At 36.8% G+C, this 23,566-nt stretch carries 24 protein-coding genes and 1 pseudogene; 10 read left to right on the top strand and 15 right to left on the bottom strand.

The features are described 5' to 3' along the window. Nucleotides 1–52: 52 nt before the first annotated feature. The gene (locus AC00Y6_RS13775; protein WP_474491187.1) at nucleotides 53–835 is read right to left on the bottom strand and encodes a hypothetical protein; all 783 of its coding nucleotides are present in this window, start codon (nucleotides 833–835) and stop codon (nucleotides 53–55) included. Between the two features lie 392 nt (nucleotides 836–1,227). Here AC00Y6_RS13775 and AC00Y6_RS13770 point away from each other — a divergent pair, with 392 nt between their 5' ends. Next, nucleotides 1,228–2,262 (top strand): alpha/beta hydrolase family protein, encoded by a 1,035-nt coding sequence (locus AC00Y6_RS13770; protein WP_474491186.1) that lies wholly within the window; start codon nucleotides 1,228–1,230, stop codon nucleotides 2,260–2,262. Between the two features lie 51 nt (nucleotides 2,263–2,313). On the opposite strand, the pseudogene AC00Y6_RS13765 reads toward AC00Y6_RS13770, so the two are convergent. Continuing rightward, nucleotides 2,314–2,667: pseudogene (locus AC00Y6_RS13765) on the bottom strand (transposase); the annotation flags it as partial. 141 nt (nucleotides 2,668–2,808) lie between these two features. On the opposite strand from AC00Y6_RS13765, the gene AC00Y6_RS13760 reads away from it, so the two are divergent. Beyond that, entirely contained in the window at nucleotides 2,809–3,894 is a 1,086-nt protein-coding gene (locus tag AC00Y6_RS13760) for a Fic family protein (RefSeq protein ID WP_474491185.1), read from the top strand. A 214-nt stretch (nucleotides 3,895–4,108) separates the two neighbouring features. On the opposite strand, the gene AC00Y6_RS13755 is transcribed toward AC00Y6_RS13760, so the two are convergent. Both AC00Y6_RS13755 and AC00Y6_RS13750 read right to left on the bottom strand, forming a co-directional pair. After that, entirely contained in the window at nucleotides 4,109–4,729 is a 621-nt protein-coding gene (locus AC00Y6_RS13755; RefSeq protein WP_474491184.1) for an IS3 family transposase, read from the bottom strand. Continuing rightward, on the bottom strand, nucleotides 4,686–4,916 hold the full coding sequence (locus AC00Y6_RS13750) for a hypothetical protein (protein ID WP_474491183.1): 231 nt from the start codon (nucleotides 4,914–4,916) through the stop codon (nucleotides 4,686–4,688). The genes AC00Y6_RS13755 and AC00Y6_RS13750 overlap by 44 nt, the downstream gene beginning before the upstream one ends. 268 nt (nucleotides 4,917–5,184) lie before the next feature. Between AC00Y6_RS13750 and ccoG the strand changes: the two genes are divergently transcribed. Next, on the top strand, nucleotides 5,185–6,630 hold the full coding sequence (gene ccoG / locus AC00Y6_RS13745) for a cytochrome c oxidase accessory protein CcoG (protein ID WP_474491182.1): 1,446 nt from the start codon (nucleotides 5,185–5,187) through the stop codon (nucleotides 6,628–6,630). 17 nt (nucleotides 6,631–6,647) lie between these two features. Here ccoG and AC00Y6_RS13740 read toward each other — a convergent pair whose 3' ends face one another. Further along, a complete protein-coding gene (locus AC00Y6_RS13740; protein ID WP_474491181.1) occupies nucleotides 6,648–7,526 on the bottom strand; it encodes an AraC family transcriptional regulator in 879 nt (292 codons plus the stop codon). 342 nt (nucleotides 7,527–7,868) lie between these two features. Between AC00Y6_RS13740 and AC00Y6_RS13735 the strand changes: the two genes are divergently transcribed. From AC00Y6_RS13735 to AC00Y6_RS13705, 7 genes are all read left to right on the top strand, one after another. After that, on the top strand, nucleotides 7,869–8,114 hold the full coding sequence (locus tag AC00Y6_RS13735; RefSeq protein WP_474491180.1) for a hypothetical protein: 246 nt from the start codon (nucleotides 7,869–7,871) through the stop codon (nucleotides 8,112–8,114). An 18-nt stretch (nucleotides 8,115–8,132) separates the two neighbouring features. Continuing rightward, nucleotides 8,133–8,342: an N-acetyltransferase gene (locus tag AC00Y6_RS13730; RefSeq protein ID WP_474491179.1), complete on the top strand. Its 210-nt coding sequence runs from the start codon at nucleotides 8,133–8,135 to the stop codon at nucleotides 8,340–8,342. A gap of 119 nt (nucleotides 8,343–8,461) precedes the next feature. After that, nucleotides 8,462–9,190: a metallophosphoesterase family protein gene (locus AC00Y6_RS13725; protein WP_474491178.1), complete on the top strand. Its 729-nt coding sequence runs from the start codon at nucleotides 8,462–8,464 to the stop codon at nucleotides 9,188–9,190. Nucleotides 9,191–9,832: 642 nt separating this feature from the next. After that, a complete protein-coding gene (locus AC00Y6_RS13720; protein WP_474491177.1) occupies nucleotides 9,833–10,465 on the top strand; it encodes an NAD(P)H-dependent oxidoreductase in 633 nt (210 codons plus the stop codon). Nucleotides 10,466–10,468: 3 nt separating this feature from the next. Then, nucleotides 10,469–10,912, top strand: coding sequence for a MarR family winged helix-turn-helix transcriptional regulator (locus AC00Y6_RS13715; RefSeq protein ID WP_474491176.1), 444 nt, complete (start codon nucleotides 10,469–10,471; stop codon nucleotides 10,910–10,912). A gap of 92 nt (nucleotides 10,913–11,004) precedes the next feature. Continuing rightward, nucleotides 11,005–11,427 (top strand): organic hydroperoxide resistance protein, encoded by a 423-nt coding sequence (locus tag AC00Y6_RS13710; RefSeq protein ID WP_474491175.1) that lies wholly within the window; start codon nucleotides 11,005–11,007, stop codon nucleotides 11,425–11,427. Between the two features lie 5 nt (nucleotides 11,428–11,432). After that, entirely contained in the window at nucleotides 11,433–11,807 is a 375-nt protein-coding gene (locus AC00Y6_RS13705) for a DUF1304 domain-containing protein (RefSeq protein WP_474491217.1), read from the top strand. Nucleotides 11,808–12,121: 314 nt separating this feature from the next. Here AC00Y6_RS13705 and AC00Y6_RS13700 read toward each other — a convergent pair whose 3' ends face one another. The 10 genes from AC00Y6_RS13700 to AC00Y6_RS13655 all read right to left on the bottom strand — a co-directional run bounded on the left by AC00Y6_RS13700 (nucleotide 12,122) and on the right by AC00Y6_RS13655 (nucleotide 23,161). Then, nucleotides 12,122–13,858, bottom strand: coding sequence for a sensor histidine kinase (locus AC00Y6_RS13700; protein WP_474491174.1), 1,737 nt, complete (start codon nucleotides 13,856–13,858; stop codon nucleotides 12,122–12,124). After that, nucleotides 13,858–14,979, bottom strand: a complete 1,122-nt coding sequence (locus AC00Y6_RS13695) for a sensor protein KdpD (protein ID WP_474491173.1) — start codon at nucleotides 14,977–14,979, stop codon at nucleotides 13,858–13,860. Before AC00Y6_RS13695 ends, AC00Y6_RS13700 begins: the two co-directional genes overlap by 1 nt. Nucleotides 14,980–15,077: 98 nt before the next feature. Then, the gene (locus AC00Y6_RS13690) at nucleotides 15,078–16,442 is read right to left on the bottom strand and encodes an outer membrane beta-barrel protein (RefSeq protein WP_474491172.1); all 1,365 of its coding nucleotides are present in this window, start codon (nucleotides 16,440–16,442) and stop codon (nucleotides 15,078–15,080) included. A gap of 17 nt (nucleotides 16,443–16,459) precedes the next feature. Further along, nucleotides 16,460–17,023, bottom strand: a complete 564-nt coding sequence (locus AC00Y6_RS13685; RefSeq protein ID WP_474491171.1) for a K(+)-transporting ATPase subunit C — start codon at nucleotides 17,021–17,023, stop codon at nucleotides 16,460–16,462. Nucleotides 17,024–17,035: 12 nt separating this feature from the next. Further along, complete coding sequence (gene kdpB / locus AC00Y6_RS13680) at nucleotides 17,036–19,075, bottom strand: potassium-transporting ATPase subunit KdpB (protein WP_474491170.1); 2,040 nt, start codon at nucleotides 19,073–19,075, stop codon at nucleotides 17,036–17,038. An 11-nt stretch (nucleotides 19,076–19,086) separates the two neighbouring features. Next, nucleotides 19,087–20,787: a potassium-transporting ATPase subunit KdpA gene (gene kdpA, locus AC00Y6_RS13675; RefSeq protein ID WP_474491169.1), complete on the bottom strand. Its 1,701-nt coding sequence runs from the start codon at nucleotides 20,785–20,787 to the stop codon at nucleotides 19,087–19,089. Nucleotides 20,788–20,987: 200 nt separating this feature from the next. Then, nucleotides 20,988–21,065, bottom strand: a complete 78-nt coding sequence (locus tag AC00Y6_RS13670; protein WP_474491216.1) for a potassium-transporting ATPase subunit F — start codon at nucleotides 21,063–21,065, stop codon at nucleotides 20,988–20,990. An 88-nt stretch (nucleotides 21,066–21,153) separates the two neighbouring features. Beyond that, a complete protein-coding gene (locus tag AC00Y6_RS13665; protein ID WP_474491168.1) occupies nucleotides 21,154–21,291 on the bottom strand; it encodes a hypothetical protein in 138 nt (45 codons plus the stop codon). Between the two features lies 1 nt (nucleotide 21,292). Next, on the bottom strand, nucleotides 21,293–21,652 hold the full coding sequence (locus tag AC00Y6_RS13660; protein WP_474491167.1) for a DUF7674 family protein: 360 nt from the start codon (nucleotides 21,650–21,652) through the stop codon (nucleotides 21,293–21,295). 159 nt (nucleotides 21,653–21,811) lie between these two features. Beyond that, nucleotides 21,812–23,161: a sigma-54-dependent transcriptional regulator gene (locus AC00Y6_RS13655; protein WP_474491166.1), complete on the bottom strand. Its 1,350-nt coding sequence runs from the start codon at nucleotides 23,159–23,161 to the stop codon at nucleotides 21,812–21,814. Between the last annotated feature and the right edge of the window lie 405 nt (nucleotides 23,162–23,566).

Here is a 23,566-nt window from a genome sequence, read left to right as displayed (position 1 = left end):
TTTTAAGGGTTAAACAAAAAGCCCTCTGGATAGAAGGCTTTGATTGGTTTACTTAAAAGGCATCTTCTATGCGTAAACTGTTACCGGAGTTAAGCGTGTAATAAGTGCCGTTAACTTCCTGAAAGAATTCAATACCGATGCATTGAATAACCGTTACGTTCGCACCAAGTGTTGGAGTTCCGGGAAGTGTAGCTGTCAATGTTCCGCCTGCATAATCTGCATTCAAGGGAATATAAGCCGAATATTCAACGATATTCAATTCGTTGTTTACAATGTCATCAGGATCGTATGTTCCTGTAGTTGCATTATAAACAAAATCGGAAACAACCGCTAATGCATTAACCAAACGAAAATGCGTAGCTCCAATTGGCGAAGCAATCAGATCCACAGGATTGAACGGTGCAACGATAAAATCGGCACTTTCACGACCTGCGGTGTGTTCCACATCATACGGAGCATTGAATACCGTACTCAGAGAAATTCCTTTGTTGAACTCAAAACCTAACAGATAAGTTCTTTGAGTTGAAATTTCGACTTTACGGTAGCCTCTGGCTTCCGTTCCATCCTCTAAGTTGATTTTCTTCATTACTGAAGTTAAACGTCCTGTAACCTTACTATCCGCCATTTTGGACATCAGCGAAGAAAGAGCGGTTCTAACCGATTTGCCAGCTCTGGCACATCCGCCAAATTCGTTCATATTCTCACGGGTACGCTCAAATTCGGGAGCAGTTTTAATTTGTTCAGCGGTGGGACCGCCAACCATTCCGGCGAAAAATCCTTTTTGACCTTTTATCTTGAAGTGTCGTACATCGCCAATCGTTCCGACATACTTCATAAGTCCTTTTTGTCTTGCCATTTTACTAAAAATTAAAGAGTTAATAAATACTTTGCTGCAGCTTTTACAAAGTTCACTCTCTTCGTTTTTATCGACAATACACAAGGTGTTGTAATGCAGTGTAATACGGTGCTAACGCACCGAAAACACAAAAGTGTTTGAATTAAATCTGCAATTGGTAGAAGAAATAGGGATAAAAAACAAAAATGTATAGCGTTTCAATGCCAGTAATTAACTATTTTTATACGGTAAATACTTGTAAAGTAAAAAGGTTCTCAAAAGTTGTACTTATGTTGTACTTCTAAAAATAAAGTAAGCTAAACCCCTTCATTTACAAGCATCTACAAAGTAATTACCGATAATTGGGTGTTAGCTGTAATCTCAAAAAAAATATGACCTTAAATAGAATTAAAGTAAAATTGATTTTTTTTCTAATCTTTATTAATATATCGATTATTTCTGCACAGAAAAAAAGTATTATTAATAACGAATCCACATATTTCCAAATTGATGGAAAAAATGAAAAAATAGATTTTATAATTTATGATGTAAAACTAGATACTAAAAAACCAATTTTTCTTTGGTGTCAAGGTTCGCTTCCATATCCACTTTATGTAAATTCTAAAGATGGAATTTGGATGATTGGTGGTGGAATAACAAATTTTGATGTACCAGAAATTATTAAAAATTATCATTTAGTAATTATTTCAATGCCTAAAACTCCAGTTATTGCAAACGAAAATGAAATAAATGAACAATATTGGTATTTTGGAAACTCTAAAGACAAAAATTCTGTAACTGAAGAATTCAATAAAGCTGATTATTTAGAAAATTATGTAGACAGAGCTATAAAAGTTTTAAAATATTTAAAGAAGCAACCTTGGATTGATAATTCAAAACTCATTATTGCGGGACATTCTCAAGGCTCAAAAGTAGCAACCAAAATTGCATTAAACTATAAAAAAGTAACCAAAGTAGGTTTATTTGGTGCAAATCCTTTTGGTAGAATAGACCAAGATATAAGAGAATATAGAAAAGAAGCCGAACAAAGAGAAATTACTTGGAAAGAAGCAGATGAAGGGATAGAAAAGCAATATCAATTTTATAAAGATGCAAATACACCAGAAAAAATAAAAGAAAATCCAAATTTACATACTTGGAAATCCTTTTCGGAACCATTACTTGATGATTGGTTAAAAATAAATAAACCAATTTATTTAGCTTATGCAACCAATGATATTGCTAGTGATTTATGCGATTTAGTTCCTTTGTACTTTATAAGAGAGCATAAAACTAATTTGACTTATAAAAGATATTTGAATTTAGAACATAATTTCTTTGAAATAGATGAAAACGGAAATCCAAATCACGAAAAACCACATTGGGAAGAAGTAATGAATTCTTTTGTGGAATGGACTTTGAAATAATATATTATAGAGACTACAGCTAACATAGAACTATGGTAAAAACCAAATTTTCTATGCAGAAATTAGCGAAAAATTTTCACAATACGGTTTCCCAGATTTCAGGATTCCGAACGATTGCTTGAGCAGCTTATTGCAAACTGCGATGATCGCTACTTTTCCACTCTTGCCTTTCCCTGTGATACGCTCGTATAACGATTTACAAACCGAATTATACTCAATCGCATTGAACGCACACATAAACAAATGTTTTCTCAGCAATCCATTACCCATCTTGCTGATCCTTGGACGGGAACGTACACTCCTACCCGATTCCCGAATAACAGGCGTTAAACCAGCATAACTGCACAATTGTCCCGAACGCTCAAAACTCCGCATCCCATCCGTGAGCATTACCAGCAAACTCGCATTCGCTTTGATACAGGAGCAGCCGAGCACATATTAAAACACCAACAAGATTAATTTTTACACTGAAAAGCAAAACAAGAGTAATTTTTTATTATTTTTACACTCGTAAACAGAATAGCAGTAAGATTTACACTCGATACAATGACAAAATTTGACAGCAAACTTCCATTTAATGATTTGCCTTTATTACCTCCTCAAACGGATATAGAGACCAAAAACATTTTACGTAAAACCATTGCTGCTGGTCGAGCTTTGGCTCAACTTAACGGAACGCTTTTAAACTTGCCTAACCCAACCCTATTTTTAGATACAATATATTTACAAGAAGCAAAAGCAAGCTCCGAAGTCGAAAATATAATTACAACCAATGATGAACTTTATAAGTCTTTTGTTGCCGATAGAAAAATAGAAAATTCATCAACTAAAGAAGTTTTGAGTTATAAAGAAGCACTTTGGTTGGGTTTGGAAGAACTAAAAACAAAACCTTTCATTACAACAAATCTCTGCATAAAAATTGTACAATGTATTAAAGAAAATAACGCATCTATAAGAGTTACTCCAGGAACAACATTGAGTAATAATCAAGGAGAAATTATTTACACACCACCAAGCGGAGAAACTATCATTAGAGAAAAATTAGCCAATTTAGAGCGATTTATTAATGAAGAAAACGAAATTGACCCTTTGATCAAAATGGCTTTATTGCACTATCAATTTGAAGCTATCCATCCATTTGCAGACGGAAACGGAAGAACGGGAAGAATTTTGCTCCTTCTCTATTTAAAACTTTCAGGACTTTTAGAAGTACCAGCTATCTATTTGAGTGAATATATCATCCAAAATAAAGCGGATTATTACACCAAACTACGAGGCGTTACCGAAAACGAAAATTGGGAAGATTACATTTTGTATATGTTGGATATGATTGAACAAACCGCTTTAAAAGGATTAGAACGATTATATCAAATAACAACGGCAATAGATGAAATGACGACCGAAATAAAAACTAAACTCCCAAAAATGTACTCAAAAGACTTGGTGGAATTATTGTTTAGGCTACCGTATACCAAACGTCAAAACTTAATCGATGAAAATCTAGGAAACGCAAAAACTGTGGGGAACTATTTAATGGCGTTAGAGAAAAATAGTATTCTTCAATCCGTGAAAGTTGGAAAAGAAAAATTATACCTTAACCCAAAACTATTGAAAATACTAGAAACTAAATAGGCGAGGATTGTAGTGAAAAATGACTTTAACAATGTAAAATAGGAAATCCATTTTTTTTACGTTTCAGAAATCTGTTATTGTTTCCCCTTTTCTATAGACTTCTATCTGCTCGTCTGAAGTCTTTAATTTGAATCCATAACCTATTCGTCAATCTTCCTACTCTCTCTTGACCTTGATGTAGAATTGGATATGCAAATAAAAAGTGCAGTATAAGTTAAGCTACATTTTGATAGATTTTGCTTCGATTGTTTAATTCCTGGATTGTTATGTAATTCAGGGTGCTATGTCGTCTTTTTTTGTTGTACCAGATTTCGATGTATTCAAAGATCTCAAGTTCAATTTTTTCTTTGGTGATGAGTTTGTTTCCGTAGATCAATTCCGTTTTTAAAGATTTGAAAAAACTCTCCGATACCGCATTATCCCAGCAGTTTCCTCTACGACTCATACTTCGGATAACGGCATAAGATTCAACTGTTTTAGCAAATTTCTTATTCGCATATTGTAAACCTCTGTCGCTGTGAAAAATTAATCCATTACTAGATTTTCTGTTTCTTACTGCCATTTTCCACGCTGCAAAACTTGTTTCCTCAGTGCTCATTCCATTACTCAAACTCCAAACAATGATCTTTCGGTCGTACAGATCGATAATTGTAGTGAGATACAAAAATCCTTCTTTGGTTCGAATGTAGGTGATGTCTGAGAGCCAAACCTTTGATGGTTCTGTTACTAAAAAATTCCTTTCTAATACATTCTCTACAATCAAGTAATTGTGTTTTGAGTTGGTAGTGACTTTAAATTTTCTGCTCAACTTGCTCTTCAAACCCAGCTCCTTCATATATTTTGCAACCGTGATCCGAGATATTTTGTAACCAAAGCATTGAGTTCAAAAGTAATCCTTGGACTACCATAACGTTGTTTGATGCCCAATTCTCTGGCCATTCTGAGATATTAGCTCTTTCATTACTCAATTGGACAGCTTTGGTTTTAAAAGCAGGATCGTAGATTTTTCTCTCTCGTTTCATAAATTAAAATTTAGGGTTTATGCTTAACTTTAACTGGAAATTTTGCCTAATAAATAATCATATTATGAAATAAATGATTGGCCATAGTCTATGATTTTTAGCAAAGATATTTTTACAAATATAAATTTTAAAGCCATTATGCTTTGACGCCACCTTGAATGTCTTAATTGTACAATTTTATAAGTAAATTATATTATTCTCTTATAGCAAGGTTTTAGAATTTTGCAGAAACAATTCTTTTTAATCTAAAAGAATTAATAGAACTATCATGAGCGATCAATCAAATCATTTATTAACTCCTGGCAAAGAAGGGGAAGCATTTAGGGATTCTGTGAATACGATGGATGAAGCAGGAAAAAGAAAATGGGTTTTCCCAAGAAAACCAAGAGGTAAGTACACTAATTATCGAAATTATGTTAATTATTTAATGCTTGTAATTTTTTTCATAATTCCTTTCCTCAACATTAATGACAATCCTATACTACTTATTAATATAATCGACAGACAGTTCTTTATTTTAGGTAATCCTTTTTATCCTCAGGATTTTTTCATTTTGGCATTGGGAGCAGTATGCTCTCTAATATTTATTATGTTGTTCACAGTTGTATTTGGAAGGATTTTTTGTGGGTGGATTTGTCCTCAAACTGTTTTCATGGAAATGGTATTTCGAAAGATTGAATACTTAATTGAAGGTGATCGAAATAAACAGATAAAATTAGATCGTCAAAAATGGGATGCAGAAAAAATAAAGAAAAGAGGATTGAAATATCTTGTTTTTGCTGTGGTATCATTGATCATTACCCACGTTATGTTTATGTACATCGTGGGCTATAAAGAAACATGGCATATCATAAAATTAGGCCCTATTAAGAAACTAGGATATTTTGTTAGTATGGCGGGTTTTACAGCAGCTTTCTATTTCGTTTTTGCATGGTTTAGGGAGCAAGTTTGCACGCTTGTTTGCCCATACGGAAGACTACAGGGGGTTTTGATTGACAAACAAACCATTAACGTCTACTACGACTTTAAAAGAGGTGAAGGTAGGGCAAAATGGCGAAACGGTGAAAATAGAGCTTCAGCGGGTAAAGGCGACTGTATTGACTGCCAACAATGCATTGTTGTATGTCCCACGGGAATCGATATAAGAAATGGGCAGCAACTTGAGTGTATCAATTGTACTGCCTGTATCGACGCCTGTGATGAAATAATGGATAAAGTGGGACTTCCAACAGGTTTAGTAAGATATGCAACCCAGTCGGAAATTGAGTCCCAAACAAAGTTTCAGTTTACAACAAGAATGAGGGTGACGGCAGTTTTTCTTACATTATTGACAGGCTTTCTATTTTTCCTACTTAGTAATCGTGGAACAATGGAGGCAAAATTTATTAAATCTCCTGGAAGCACTTATCTTGTACAAAATGGTATAATATCCAATGCTTATGATTATACTTTCATTAATAAATCAAATGAATCAAAAAAAATTACTATAAAAGTTATTACCCCCCATAACGGAGAAATTTCTTTTGGGGGATACTCAGATCAAATTATACTTAAAAGAAATCAAATTTTGCAGGGACATATTAGGATAAATTTTCCGGAAGAGGCCATGAAACTTAACAAGCAAAACATAGAAATTGGTGTTTATGATGAAAATGGAGATCTATTAGATTCGTACGACACTTACTTTGAAGGTCCGTTCACATATCAGTTTTAATTAGATTTTTACAATTATTATTTATAATGTTTGATGAATTGTGTTGGCGTTAATCCAGAACTTTTTTTAAAAATTCTAACAAAATAAGAATATTCCTCATAACCTAAAATAAATGCAATATCTGAAAGGCTCTCATCTAAGTAAATCAGCATTCTTTTCGCCTCCAAAATTACTCTATCTAGAATTATTTCGGAAGCAGTTTTATCCACAACTGTCTGGGTAATTCTGTTAAGATGCTTTGAAGAAATTTGCATCATTTCGGCATATTGCTGTACTGATTTTTTATTCCGAAAATGAAGATCAACAAGCTCTTCAAAGAATTGAAAATGTGTGACATATGCTGACTTTTTTAGGTTGTTGATAAGACTAACCTTGCCAGCATAGAACCTCAACGATGTGACATATATTAGAAAAATTACAGAACAAATAAAACCGCTTTTATAAAGATTGCTTGTTGAGTTTTCCATATTTAACTGTAAAAAATAAGAAAGGATTATGTCCTGCTGTTCACAGTTTAAGCTTAGTTTTCTGGTGAACTGGATAGAACTAAAAAAGGGGAAAGTTTTAAGTTTTTCAGAAATGTAATGTTGTTCATAAAAAGACTGTGAATGAAAAAATATGTATCCGTCAATATCATCTGAAAGTATCCAGCTATGCATTTGTCCAGGAGAAAGAAAAAAAAGGCATCCCGCATTCACTTCATATTTGGTAAAATCAATTTCATGAATCCCCGTCCCTTCAGTAAAAAACACGGTGACATAGAAGTTATGTCGATGTGCTTTTTCAATATATTTGTGACTGGTTCTCAGATGATCTTTCAGTGAACTGAAATAAAAGTCAGTATTGTCATTTTTAGATTGAAAAAGTTGAATATTCAAGACCGATAATTCATTCATAACTTTGACATCATTAAGGATTTATGTCGCAAGATACGGAAATGAATTGAAGAATATAAATTCTCTAAATGTAGTTTTCTTCTAGTCATTTTTGCTCTAGTATTATAATATTTAAGAAGAAAAACCAATAATAATTTTTTTGAAATTATGATGATTTAATTGATAAATTGTAGTAAATTATATCATCTTATATACTATTTAATAAAAAAAAATATTTATTTTAATGCTAATTAGTAGTAACAATTCTAAACATTGTTTGGCAAATAGTATAATTTGCAGAAACGTGCTAAAACAGCAGACTTTTTAGTTTTTTATGATTGATTAATAAAAAATTATAAAATTATGATATTAAGAAATATAGAAAAATATGATAATAAATTTTTGGCAGAGCTTACAAGAAAAATATTTAAGGAATATAATGCTCCATTAATTGGGACTGCCTTTTTTGATCCTACCACAGATAATCTTTTCGATTTGTTTGAAAACCCGCAGTCCGTACTATGGGTTGCAGAAGAAAATGGTCAATTTTTTGGATGTTGCGGAATATATCCAACTGACGGATTTCCGACGGGCTATGCAGAATTATAAAGTTTTACCTGTCACCAGATGCCAGAGGAAAGAGTATTGAAAAAGTTGATTGCGGCATTAAATTCTGCAATAGCGCTAACTTTTTCATATCTCTATCTCGAAAATTTACCTCAATTTGAAAATGCGATATCACTCTATGAAAGCGCAGGCTTTAGAAGAATTGAAAATGCTTTGGGAAAATCCGGACATACTTCTTGCAATATTTGGATGGTAAAAAATATAATCTAAAAATTGTTAATATTAAACTGTCATTGTAAATTTTAATCTTTTTAGCCGCAGAAAATGACGTAAATATAAAAATGATCAGATAGTAAATTTAAAAGAATTCTAACCTTTGCCTTATTTTAATGACCATTCGTTTAGCAATTATAAGTGACATCCACGGCAATATTTTAGCTCTTGACGAAGTATTGAAGGATATTAGTACAAAAAAAATTGATCAAACTTACTGTCTTGGTGACTTAATAGATTTTGCACCTTGGAACAATGAGGTGGTAACAAGAATTAGAAATTTAAAAATACCATGTTTACAGGGTAATCATGATGAGCGTGTCTCATTAGACCTCCCCATCTTATCTTTATCTCACCAATCTGGGGAAGAGCGAGCTATGCGAATTCTTGCCATTGAGCATAGCAAAGCAACTATATCCAAAAAAAACAAAGAATGGATGAGCAAACTTCCCCATAATATTGAACTTGGATTTAAAATTGGTAAAAAGATTAAAAAAATACTATTGGTGCATGCTAGCTTAAAAAGCAATGATGAATACATTCACGAATCTGATCCAAAAGAAGATTTTATTAAAGAATTGTCTTTGAAAGGAATTGATGTCGTAATAATGGGACATACGCATTTATCTTACATACAAAAAACAAATGGCGTAACATTAATAAATTGTGGATCGGTTGGGAGAACTAAAGAGAAAGATAGAAGGGCTTCGTATGCTATTGTAACAATTTCTGACGATAGAATCGATGCCGAAATCATTAAGATTAAGTATCCCATAAAAAAAGTAGCTAAAGCTATTTTTGAAAGTGAAATTCCAAATTATTATGGGCATTTTTTGTTGAAGTAAATTTGAATTTTTACCACAATAAATTTTTGATAAATACTTTTTTAGTCAAACGTTCCACAATACTTTTTTAAGAGATACAAGCACTATTGATGCCATTCCCTAATCAGATATCTCGTTAAAATATATATGCTTTGAGATCAAAATGACAAAATTATATATTGAAAGAATTTACTCTAATTAGCCAATATAAATTTTTAAAAATTAAATTGCGTGCAATATAATTTTATGCTAAATTTGCAGAGTCAAACAAATAGACAGTTTTTCAATCATTAAGTATTGTGATAGGAAAATAAAAGCAGAAGATGTTTAAATAGTTGGTTTTGTAATCTTTTTAATTCAAGCTGGAAAAATACTCTTTAACAAGAAAATGAAAAAATGTTTTAAAGATGTCATGCCTGATAGTTTGCCAGTTGCTATAGATAAGGTGGTAAAATATTTCGGAGATGCAGAAATTGCATAATGTTCTGGTATGTAGCTGTGACTGCTTTTAGACGATAAAGAGCAAAAATGTACACTTGCTAAAATTTTAACAGCTTTCTTTGGTATGAATACACATGAAAAAAAGATTCAATAGATTATTGCAACAATCCAAATATTTACTTTGGGCTTGGTTTACAAAATAAAATTCAAATAAATAAAAAAATGTCATTATTAGAAGATTTGAAATGGAGACATGCTGTAAAAGCATATAATTCCGAAAGAAAAGTATCTGAAAAAGATTTAAATCTAATTCTTGAAGCAGCGCGTTTAGCGCCTACATCATCAGGTCTACAGCCTTTTCGTGTGATTGTTGTAGAAAACCAAGATTTTAAAGAAAAATTAGTTGTTGGAGCATTAAATCCAGAAGTAATGAGAGATTGTTCTCACATTTTGGTTTTTGCAGCTTGGGATTCTTATTCTGACGAAAAAATAGACGAAGTTTATGATTTTACAACAGACGAACGAGATTTGCCGAGAGGTCGTTTCGGAAGTTATACCGATAAATTAAAATCAATTTTTAGGGCACAAACTCCAGAGCAGCATTTTGCTCATACTGCCCGTCAAACTTACATTGCTTTAGGATTAGCAATGGCGCAAGCTGCAGAAATAAAAGTGGATAGTACACCAGCCGAAGGTTTTAGTAATGAAGTGGTAGATGAGGTTTTGAATCTTAAAGAATTAGGATTAAAGAGTGTCTCTCTTCTTTATTTGGGCTATAGAGATGAGGCAAAAGATTGGATGGCTTCAATGAAAAAAGTGAGAATTCCAATGGATGAATTTATAATTCACAAATAATTAATGATGGAATCTTCCGAATCTTTGTTGCTTAAAAATCAAATCTGCTTTCCGCTTTATGCACTTTCAAAAGAAATAATTGGGATGTACCGTCCTCTTTTGCAAGACTTGGGTATTACTTACCCTCAATATCTGGTGTTGATGGTGTTATGGGAAAATGATGGAGCCACAGTTAACCAAATCGGAGAAAAACTCTTTTTGGATAGTGGTACGCTTACGCCTTTATTGAAGCGTCTGGAAGCAAAGGGTATTTTGAAGCGTCAACGAAAAATAGAAGATGAGCGTGTGGTTCAAATTTTTCTTTCGGAAGAAGGGAAAGTGATGCAAAATGCCGCTTGCGACATTCCAAAACAATTAATCAATAAACTGGATATAGATATTCAGGATTTGAAAGATTTAAAAAATTCAGTATCTAAAGTTTTAAATAAAATAGAAAAAAATAAATAATTTGAAATCGCTTTGGATCCAATTTATTAAAACTGGTGAAGACTAAGAGCGATTACTTATAACTTATTAAAAATAATAAACAACAATATAATATGAAAGCATTGTATACCGCTGTGGTTACAGCAAAAGGTGGAAGAAATGGTCATGTCGAATCAGATAATGGCATTTTGAATTTAGATGTTCGTTCTCCAAAAGCATTAGGTGGAGCGAATGACGATTATACCAATCCAGAACAGTTATTTGCGGGTGGCTACGCCGCCTGTTTTGATAGCGCCTTGAATTTGGTAATCGGTAAAGTAAAATCTGCGGCTACGGTGACTACAGTAAAAGCAGAAGTGAGCATTGGTTCTAATGGTGAAGGAGGTTTTGGCCTTGCTGTAGTTTTAAATGTGAATGTGAATGGTGTAACTTTGGAAGAAGCACAATCGTTGGTAGAAAAAGCACATCAAGTATGTCCTTATTCTAATGCAACAAGAGGTAATATCGAAGTAACCCTTAACGTAACAAACGATTAACGATGTTGTCAACTTTAGCAATTATATTTACTGTTTTCTCAGCAGTAGAGCACATTTATATTTTATGGATGGAAATGTTTGCTTGGGAAACAGCAGGTAAAAAAGTTTTTGGAAAATCTTTGCCCACAGAATTATTCAAACCAACCAAAGGATTGGCTGCAAATCAAGGCCTTTATAACGGGTTCTTAGTAGCAGGAATTGTTTGGTCCTTTTTGATTGATGCACCAGAGTGGGCTTTCAACGTAAGAATGTTTTTCTTAGGGTGTATTGTTGTAGCAGGGATTTATGGAGCGATTTCTGCTTCTAAAAAAATCTTTTTTATGCAAGGTCTACCCGCTTTAATTGCTTTAGTTCTGACATATTTAGCTTATTGTAATTGAAAATAAGTATGGCTAAAAATGGATGTAAAAATTAGTCCTTAATGAACAACTCAAAAATCTGATTTTAAATTAATAGAAAAAGGGCTTGCCACGTTTTTACAAATGAAAGGTGAAAGTGAAAAACATTAATGCTTTTCAGGGTAGACTTAGAAGGTTATTTCAATTGAAAAGCAAATTTAAAAAATTAACAGCTATAGTAAGCAAAGGATGAATTCGCCTTCCAATAGTGTTGAAAATACAATAAGAGTTTTTAAAGATTTGTTGATAGTTTCTAATGTTGGGAAAATGCGGTTTGTTTTTTCATTTAAATCGAGTTAACAAGTTATCGTTTTTTTTAAATTAAATATAAAAACACTTCCTGCGCCCAATTCACTTTTAACAGTAATTTCACCACCTTGCGCTTCAATTAATTGTTTACTGATATTCAAGCCCAAACCTGTTCCTTCTTGTTTGGTACCGGGAATTTTGAAGTATTTTTCAAAAATTTTATCCAGATACTGACCTTCTATTCCGCGGCCATAATCTTTTACAGAGAACCTTACTTTATCGTTCTCTTTTCTGACATTGATATCGATTTCAGAATGGTCGTAAGAATAGCGCACCGCATTGGACAGGAGATTATTCAGCACCCACGAGGTTTTTTCTTCATCGGCAAGTACTTCTGTAAGCCCGTTTTCTATAGTGATTTTAAAATATATATGCTTTTGCTCTGCAGCAGATTTGTTGGCATTGACCGCATAATCAATCATTTCATTTATTGTAGACGGTTTACTGTTCAGCTGGATAAAACCGCTTTCTACCTGCGTGATATTCAGTAATTCTTTGGTGATGTTCAACAGCCGGTTAGAGTCTTCCCTGATTCCGCTGACGAGATTTTTCTGCTCGTCATTCATAGTTCCAATCTGCTCATTTTCAAGTAGCTGCAATCCCATCTGGATGGAAGAAATTGGTGTTTTGAACTCGTGCGAAACGGTTCCCAGGAAATTGGTCTTGGCCAAATCCAGCTCTTTGAAAGGCGTAATATTCTTCAACATAATTACCTGCCCGATGAAGCGGCTTTCCTGCTCTCCGGTTGGGATAATATTGATGTCTACTATTTCTTTTTCAAAATAACTTTCTTTGCCATCGGCATAAATTTTCATCGGTTCTTTACCCGGATTTTTATCTCCCGGAAATATCAGTTCTTTAATCAAATCCCGGATTAAATCATTGCTCACGGCAACATCCTGAATCAATTTCCCGACCAGATGCTCTTTCTTCAGCCCGGTGATTTTCAGTGCTTCGTCATTCACGAAAAGAACTTTTTTGTTTTCATCAATACCGATAACGGGGTCGTGCATATTGTCTATCAATGTTTCGATGCGCTTTTTGCCTCTGATGATTTTATCGAGCCTGCTTTCGGAATATTCCTGAAGTTTCTCCGCCATCGTGTTAAAGGATTTTGCCAGCTCGCCAAACTCGCTCCTGCTTTCAAAATGAACCCGTTCCTTGTAATTTTGGTTGGCAATCTGCCTAATACTTTCGGTTAAACTTTTAACTGGGTTCGCAATATTGGAAGGCAGGTTCACCAATAGGATGAATGCAATGATAAAACACATCATTCCGGTGGCAGAAATGGTCATTATCGCAGTTTTGGCAGTAGAATCGGCGATACTACTTTTATGTTCAATGGCACTCATATTGAGCTGCATCAGTTCGGCAATATCTTTTCTGATAGATGACTGCTGCGCCACATTCTCCGAATCTTTTTTTAATGAACGAAAATGAACGGCAATATTGTCGGTAGCCACCTTCTCTCCCGGCTCGGTCACATTTTTCTGCTGTTTTTCCAGATGTTTTTCGAATACGTTAAATGCCAGTGGGTCTGTATTGATTTCTTCCAGCGCCAGAAGCATATTGCGTGAATATTGCAGCGTGTTGTAATTGGCTTTCAGGATATTGCTGGTATCTTTTTTCAGTTGGTTGATATACCATCCGCTTAAAACGGACAATACGATTATCATTATAAATAGCAGACCAACGCCTATATTAAGTTTTGTTTTAATTTTCATCAGGAAAGAATAATTAAATCTATATTTTCTTTTGACAATTTGTTGAGCAAGGAGTTGAAAGTATCTGTAGCCACAATTATTTTCCAAAGGTTAAGGTGGGGTTTCCCGATACAGACCGTTGTGATTTTCCGTTCTTCGCACTGTTCCATAATCGTATGGGTCACATTGGAACCTTCTACCTTGATAACCTCCGCTCCCAATTCCGTTGCTAATTTAAAATTATTAATGAGATGCCGCTGCTTATCGAGCGCAATTTTGTCGGCGCTTTCTCTCGGAATCTGCACATACAGAAGAAACCATTGGCTGTTGTAATAATTGGCCAGCCTGGAGGCTTTTCGAATTACGTTTTTTGCCGTTTTCTCATTGGAACTGATACAGGCGAGAATCTTTTCTTTGCGAAAATTTTTGATGGGCGAAACCTCCGACTCTACTTTTCTTTGTACCTGAGAGGCCACTTCTTTCAGAGCCAGTTCCCGAAGCTGAAGAATATTTTCACTTTTGAAGAAATGGCTGAGTGCCAAATTGATTTTGGACTGGCCATAGATTTTGCCAGCTTTTAGACGGTCAATCAGCTCCTCTGCGGTGAGGTCGATATTCACCACCTCATCGGCCTGAGCCAAAACACTATCGGGGATTCTTTCTCTTACTTCAATGGCCGTAATCGATTTTACATCTTCATTCAGGCTTTCAATATGCTGAATATTAACTGCGCTGATGACATTGATACCGGATTCCAGGATTTCCATCACATCCTGCCAGCGTTTTTCATTTTTACTCCCTGCGATATTCGTATGTGCCAGCTCATCTACGATGACCACTTCCGGGTGGAGGCTGATGACCGCCTGCACATCCAGCTCGTCCAACTCCTTTCCTTTATAGAACAGGGTTCTTCTGGGGATTATGGGAAGTCCGTCCAGCAGAGCATGCGTTTCCTTTCTATGATGCGTCTCGATGTAGCCGATTTTTACATCAATCCCGTTGGACAAAAGCGAATGCGCTTCCTGAAGCATACGATAGGTTTTTCCTACACCAGCGCTCATCCCGATGTAGATTTTGAATTTTCCCCGCCTTGATTTTTTTATGAGGTTAAGAAAATCTTCTGCTGTATGTGATGGCTTCATTGGATTTGGCATTTAATCAGTAGAAACAATTATCCTGACACAGAATCTCCGCATCAGGAATAATTTTATGATATTAATTATTAATAAAAATCATTTTTTTAGAGTCTGAAAATGACAGCTAATGTCAATCTGCTATCCGATTTTCTAAGATCAGGTCTCCAGTTATTGATGGGTGTATCTGCCCATCCGTCCGGACTGGTAGTTCCCCCACTGCCTGCAAAATAAGGAAGATTACTTTTTCTGAAACCATATTCCAGCCTAAAGGTACAAAATTGGTTAGGCATATAATCTACTGTCGCCGTTCCCTGAAACATTTTCAGATTTTTACCCGCCGCCAAAGCATCATTAAAATCATTGTTCGTAACTGGTGAAGGTGAAAATGCAAGATAAGCTCCGGGATTAGTAACCACATCTCCACGAAGTGTTAATGCCAGTTTATTTTCATAGAACCATAATCTGTTAGCCAAAGATGTTCCTGCCATATAGTTATCCTTAGCTCTAACACCTGGCCCTGACTGGAACCCGTAATGGGTATTCAGGCTGAAAGCGGCCTGTGAAAGACCTTTGCTATTTTTTCTGTTGTAATATCTTGCCACAATACTATTATCGTGATGAAATCTTCTTACGCCCGGATTATTTCTTGTATCTTTTCCGTTGAGATAAAAATTGGCAACCAATTGTATATTTTCATTAGGACGGTAATAGTTGGAGTTTCCGATAGACAGCCCTGTGTTCCAGGAGTTGTAGCTTTGCCAGCCGTTCATAACCCAGACTTCTGTTTTAAATTTTTTTGAAGGATAAGCCTGGATTCTTGCACCCTGAAAATAGAACGGCGTAAAATCACAGACCAAACTTCTCTGGTAGTTCCAGTTTTCATTCAGGACATAACTTTCCAGTCCGATGTAGCTCATAAAAATACCGGCTTCTACATTCAGGCCGTGCATCAAGTTGAAATGGTAGCCTCCCGCCGCTTCCCGGATATATTTTAAATTGCTGGTATTCGTATTTTTTCCGTGATTGACGGTTCCATCCAAATCCTGAACAATAGATCCCATCTGGCCAAACTGAAGCCAAAGGCGACCAATTACATTCTTATAGTTCGTTTCCAGTCCCACACTTGCCATATTGATGTTGAACTCATTGGTTCTTCCTATGGCAGAGGAGATGGTCTGGGTATTATCCTTCGGCCTGTTGAAATTATAATTGTAGTAAGTATCTACATAAGCAACACCGGTTAGGATAGTTTCTCCGTCTTTGTCTTTCAGGGTCAGAGGAAAATCTGTTTGCCTGTTCTGCCCGTTTACCCAAGATAAATCGTAGCCATCAAATGGAATTTTCGAGGGCTCGATGACGGAATCTTTTTTTATCGAATTAACTTTGATAGAATCTGTAGTTTTTTGTGCCAATGCAGAAGCAGATGCTAATAAATACACTGCTAAGATTTTAAAAGTAGAATTTTTCATTTCTAAATTATAATTTTTTATTGTTTTAAACCGTCCAAAGCAACATTGAGTTTCAGAACATTGATTTTTTCTGTCCCGAATAATCCCAAAAGCGGTTTTTCTGTGTTAGAGCTTATCAATTCCTGAATTTCATTTTCATTGATATTCCTGATTTTTGCAATTCTTCTTGCCTGGACATCAGCCGACTGAACGGAAATATTGGGGTCCAGTCCGCTGCCGCTGGCGGTCACCAGGTCAGACGGGATTTCTGATAGTTGCACTCCCGGATTATGCTTGATGAATTGGTCGATTCTTTCTTTGACGGTTTTCAGATAATCGGGATTGGAAGGGCCTTTGTTGCTTCCGCCCGCTCCTGCTGCGTTGTAATCTACAGTGGAAGGGCGTGACCAGAAATAGCGGTCCTGGTCAAACTTCTGACCTACATTCGTATAGTATGTTTTGTTGTTGAAGTTGAGTATTTCACCTTTTCCGTTGTTAGCAGAAAACCGGGCGACACCGAAAATCATTAATGTGTAAAATCCTGAAAAAACCAATAAGCAAACCAAAGTCAGTCGTATTGCAGGAAGAATATTCTGTTTCATTTCTTTTAAATTTTAAATAAATAGTGATACAATCAGGTCGATAATCTTGATACCGATGAAGGGAATCAACACGCCTCCCAAACCATAAATCAGGAGATTTCTTCTCAATAATGCGCTGGCACCGATGGGTTTATAAGCTACGCCTTTCAGAGCCAAAGGAATCAGCATCGGGATAATAATCGCATTGAAAATAACTGCCGACAGGATGGCCGTTTCCGGAGAATGAAGGTTCATAACATTAAGCCCCTGCAAAGCCGGAATTGAAGCGATGAATAAAGCCGGAACAATGGCGAAATATTTTGCTACGTCATTCGCAACACTGAAAGTGGTCAACGTTCCTCTGGTCATCAGCAATTGCTTCCCGATTTCCACCACTTCAATCAGTTTGGTGGGGTCGTTATCCAAATCCACCATATTTCCTGCTTCTTTGGCGGCCTGTGTTCCGCTGTTCATTGCCACACCTACATCGGCTTGTGCAAGAGCCGGCGCATCATTGGTTCCGTCTCCCATCATTGCGACCAATCGGCCTTCGGCCTGTTCTTTTTTGATGTAATTCATCTTATCTTCGGGTTTTGCTTCCGCAATGAAATCGTCCACGCCTGCTTTTTCTGCGATATATTTTGCAGTCAGAGGATTATCTCCTGTTACCATTACCGTTTTGATTCCCATTTTTCTCAAACGTTCAAAACGCTCCTGTATTCCCGGTTTGATGATGTCCTGCAGCTCTACCACTCCCAGTACTTTTTCGTTTTCGGAAACTACCAAAGGGGTTCCGCCGTTGCTGGAAATGATTCTTACCGCTTCTGCCATTTCTGCAGGGAAAGGATTGCCTGCTTTTTCAACTATATTTTTAATAGCATCGGATGCGCCTTTTCTGATTCTGATATTATCAAAATTGACCCCGGAACTTCTGGTTTCTGCCGTAAAACTGATGAATTTAGGATTATTGACCTCATAACTCAAAGGATTGACACCTGCCAGCTCCAGGATTGATTTACCTTCCGGCGTTTCATCCGCCATCGAGCTTAGTACTACTGCTTTTGTAAAATGTTTTTCATCAATCCCATCTGCCAGATGAAAATGGGTTGCTTTTCTATTTCCGATGGTGATTGTTCCTGTTTTGTCCAGTAAAAGAACATCCACATCGCCGGCAGTTTCTACTGCTTTTCCGCTTTTTGTAATCACGTTGGCTCTCAGTGCTCTGTCCATCCCGGCAATCCCGATGGCTGATAACAATCCGCCAATCGTAGTCGGAATCAGACAAACAAATAATGAAATGAAGGCCGCAATCGTAATTGGTGTATGTGCATAATCCCCGAAAGGTTTGAGCGTTACTGTAACGATGATAAAAACGAGTGTGAAACCTGCCAAAAGAATCGTCAAAGCGATTTCGTTGGGTGTTTTTTGTCTGGAAGCACCTTCTACCAAAGCAATCATCTTATCCAGAAAACTTTCTCCCGGCTCTGTGGTCACTTTTACCTTTATCATATCAGAAAGCACTTTGGTTCCTCCTGTAACACTGCTTTTATCGCCTCCTGCTTCCCGGATGACCGGTGCACTTTCGCCGGTAATGGCACTTTCGTCAATCGTGGCAAGACCTTCTATTATTTCTCCGTCTGAAGGAATAATATCGCCGGATTCGCAAAGAAAGACATCGCCTTTTTTCAGTTGAGAAGACGGAACTATTGTGATTTCATCATTAAAAATCTCTCCAACTGGTTTTATCCATTTCGCAGGGGTTTCTTCTCTTGTTTTTCTGAGAGAATCTGCCTGTGCCTTGCCTCTGGCCTCTGCAATCCCTTCTGCAAAATTGGCAAACAGTAATGTGATAAACAGCACTGCCGTTACAATGATATTATAGGTTAAGCTGCCCTGATTCTGCTCTCCTGATGCAATCCAGATGCAGACGCCTGCCATTACCAAAGTTCCCACCCACACCATAAACATTACCGGGTTGCGGAACATCTTGGCAGGATGCAGTTTTATAAAAGATTGTTTCAATGCTTCGTTAATCAAATCTGCCTGAAACAAATTATTGTTATTTCCTTTCATTTCAAATTTTATTATTTAAGTGAAAAATATTCTGCAATCGGACCCAATGCCAACGCCGGGAAGAATGATAAGGCCGCCACCAATGCGATAACTGCAAACACCATCAATCCAAAGGTTGAAGTATCGGTTTTCAGTGTTCCGGCACTTTCCGGGATGTATTTTTTAGCAGCCAGGCTTCCGGCAATTGCCACAGGACCGATGATGGGAAGGTATCGTGCCATCAGCATTACGATTCCGCATGCAATATTCCAGAACGGGGTATTGTCTCCCAAACCTTCGAAACCGCTTCCGTTATTGGCACTGGATGATGTAAACTCATACAACATTTCGCTGAAGCCGTGGTAGCCCGGATTATTGAGCCAGCCTGCATAAGCTTCGGGATTATGGGCGTAAGTGTAGCTAGCTATTGCTGTTCCTGCCAAAATCAATAAAGGATGGAGAAGGGCGATAATCATTGCGATTTTCATTTCCCGGGCTTCTATTTTCTTGCCCAGAAACTCGGGGGTTCTACCTACCATCAGTCCGCTGATGAAAACCGCCAGAATGATGAAAACATAGAAATTGAGAAAGCCTACGCCTGCGCCGCCATAGAAACAGTTCACCATCATCCCAAGCAACTGATTCATTCCGCTGAGCGGCATAAAGCTATCGTGCATCGCATTGACGCTTCCTGTAGAGATAACGGTTGTCGCAATGCTCCAGTACGCCGATGCTGCTGAACCAAAACGGACTTCTTTCCCTTCCATATTTCCCATTGTCTGGGCAATTCCCATTTTTGAAATCGCAGGATTGCCGTTGACTTCAGATATGATTGTAGGAACCGTGAGAATCAGAAAGCCGATGGTCATCACGCCAAAAATCGTCCAGGCCAGTTTTCGTCTCTTGACAATATAGCCCATCGCAAAAATCATTGCTAACGGAATCAGCATCTGGGTGACCATCTCAACGATATTGGTAAAATAATTCGGATTTTCCAGCGGATGCGCCGAGTTGGGACCGAAAAATCCACCACCGTTAGTTCCCAAATGTTTAATGGCTACAAATGCGGCAACGGGTCCACGGCTGACTTCTATTTTGTCGCCTTGGAGATTGGTGACAGCATCTTTCCCTTCAAACGTCATCGGAACTCCGTTAAATGCTAATAAAGATGCGACCAAAACTGAAATCGGGAGCAGAATCCTGGTGCAGCTTCGGACAAAAAAGAAATAAAAATTTCCTAATTTTTCGGTAGTTCTTTCTTTCATCGCCATAAAAACGACTGCCGCAACTGACATTCCGCAGCCGGCACTGATAAACTGCCACAACATCAATATCAATTGCCCAAGATAGGACATCCCTGTCTCTCCGGAATAATGCTGGAGATTCGTATTGGTGACAAAACTGACTGCTGTATTGAATGCCAAATCGCCACCCATCGAAGGATTATGGTCGGGATTCATCGGGAGCCAGCCCATATTGGTCAAAACAAACATTGCTGCCAGAAACCAAACCAGATTGATAGTGAGCAATGCAATCAGATGCTGTTTCCAGGTCATTTCTTTTTCGGGATTGATGCCTGAAAGTTTATAAAATAATGTATCTACCGGATTCCATAGTTTGTCCAGCCAGGTTTTCTCATTACTGAATATTTTCCCGATGTATCTTCCCAATGGGATGGCAAGGGCTACAACGAGGGCAAACATTAGTATAATTCCTAAAATTTCTGAGTTCATTTTTTTTTTGAATATTGTTTTGTTTAATTCTTGATAACCGGAACGTCGAATTGCTCGCAGCCCGGCCTGAGTTGAGCTCTTTTTCTGTTATTGCGATAGTAGAAATGTTCTAGTGGATGGACTTCCCTTCTTTCGCAATGACATAAAAAAAAGCGGGAACGGAGGACGGAAAAGCTGCCATAAAAACTGGTGTTGCTATTCTAGAATTTTTCCGGTTTTACGAGCACATAGCACATATAAGCAAATACGGCGATGGCGATGATGAATAATGCTATCATATCTTTTCAAAATATTTTACCGTTAGAAAAAAGAGGGCGAACAAGGCCGCTCCTGTGAGGAGTAATACTGTGGTCATTTTTTTATTTTTTATGTGAACTGAATAATTGCTGCTGCTACGAAGACACCTAAAATCACAGCAACATTCACGGTTACGATGACGAGATTATGTCTGTGACGGGTAGTTTCTAATTCTTCCCAGTCTTGTTTGAAGATTCTTCTTTTCATTTTAAATTCCGGATTTATAAACCTGATACAGGTAAGCCTGATGAAGTTTGGTGGGTATTTTTTTGAAGATTAAATTTTTGTAAGCATTATCGCAGCCGAACGTCAGGCTGTCCAAAGAATAGACAAAGACAGATTCTATGGCATTTTTGAGGGCTGCATCTCCTTTTTGATAGAGTTCATTCATCTTTTTCAAACTTTTGACAAGAAGCTTCTCTTCCTTTTTCCTAATGAGTTTCTGGATTTGTTTTGTAAAGACATTGATGACCATAAAAGAGTTTTTGGTCTTGTACGTTTCTTTAAAATCTGTTTCAGCCTCGGGCGCTACTTTGATGATTTCCTGTATGGCTTCTGTGTGATTCATTTTTATATTGGTTTTGAATCACTAATGCCAAGATGTATTCCGATGAGAATTGAAAAGATATAAACAACTATCAATCAAACTGATAAAATTATTTCCGGGATTTTCGGACACAAAAAAGCCTATCAAAATGATAGGCTCGTTATCAATATGATAAGATTTTTATGATAATTTGTATTCTTCTACCTTGCGGTAAAGCGTGGCAATCCCGATTTCTAATAACCGGGCGGTTTCTGCTTTGTTGCCTTTGGTATAATTCAGGATTTTCTGAATGTGGAGTTTTTCTGCACTTGCCATAGAAAATGCCGATAGGGTTTTGTCTGCTGGTTCCTGAGCGGCCGAAATCTGCTGCAAATCAAAAGGTAAGCTTTCAAACGACAATTCCGGGCTTTCTTCCAGGATAACGCTTCTCTCAATCACGTTTCTGAGCTCTCTAATGTTACCCTTCCATGAATGTTTTTTCAAGGCTTCCTTATAGTTATTGGAAATGGAGGTTATTTTTTTGCCTATTTTCTGGCTAAATTTCCTCAAAAAGAAAGCAGCAAGCTCCTCAATATCACCAGACCTTTCCCGCAAAGAAGGCAGGATGATACTGAAAATATTAATCCTGTAATACAAATCTTCCCGGAAGTTCCCTTTGTCGATTTCATTTTGCAAATCACGGTTTGTAGCGGCAATTATCCTTACATTGACCTTTGTGGGCTTGCTGTCGCCCACTTTTAGGAATTCGCCAGATTCCAGAACACGGAGTAATTTGGCCTGCAAGTCCATTGGCATCTCTCCTATCTCGTCCAGAAAAACAGTTCCGTTATTGGCTTCTTCGAAAATCCCTTTAGAATCTTTCAGCGCACCGGTAAAAGCACCGGCTTTGTGACCAAACAGTTCATTTTCCAGCAACTCCTTACTGAATGCAGAACAATTGATGGCAACAAAGTTTTGCTTGCTGCGATGGCTTGCGTTGTGAATGGCCTGTGCAAAAACTTCTTTTCCGGTTCCTGTTTCGCCGGTCAATAGAACGGTTGCGTCTGTGCCAGCTACTTTCCCGGCTGAATCAATGGCTGACTTTATAAGCATCGATTTTCCGATAATATTGCCGAAGGACTGCCTGTCGCCCAGTTGTTTCTCGAGCTGTAAGACGCGTTTATTCAGCGCTACCTTTTCGATGGCTTTGTAAACCAGCGGAATGATTTTGTTGTTATCATCGCCTTTAGTGATGTAATCAAACGCTCCGTTTTTAATCGCCTGAACGCCATCGGGGATATTCCCAAAAGCCGTGAGGAGAATCACTTCAGAGGCGGGATACTTTTCTTTTACGGTTTTTAAAAACGCAACACCGCTGCCGTCCGGAAGCTTCACATCACTGATGACTACATCGATATCATCAACTTCCAGTTTTTTTGCGGCATTTTTCAAATCCGAGGCCTGAAAAACCTCAAATCCTTCCAAACCAATAATCCGGGAAAGTAAAGTCCTGATTTTTTCTTCGTCGTCTATGATTAAGATTTTATTCAAAGTCTGATTTTATGTTGCAAATGTATATATTACAAGCAAAATTCATAAATCTTTTTGCAAAAAATGTAAACTTCGCCTTACAACTGTCATCCACCAAAGCTAAAGCAATCAGTATTAATGAAAAGTAATATTTGTTAATAGCAAAAACTGTAAATTCTCAAGGTGTAAGTAGGTTAAGAACAAAAATGTAATGAGTAATTGCGTTTAACATAAGAAAAATTTGTAATTCATATGAAACCAATTATTATTTTTGCTTTTTAGGGAAATTTAAACCTTGCTATTTTATAATCATCCAGTATAATAAAAGCATCAAAAATTTCACCTTTTTTATTTTTCATATTTTTGATTAGGGTGTAATCTCACCCATCTTAGGCACACTCAAAAGTAGAGTTTTTTGTTAATAAT

The sequence above is a fragment of the Epilithonimonas sp. genome, assembly GCF_056329745.1.
Note: the sequence above shows the minus strand (reverse complement) of the source record. Positions and strands in the feature narration are given on the sequence as shown.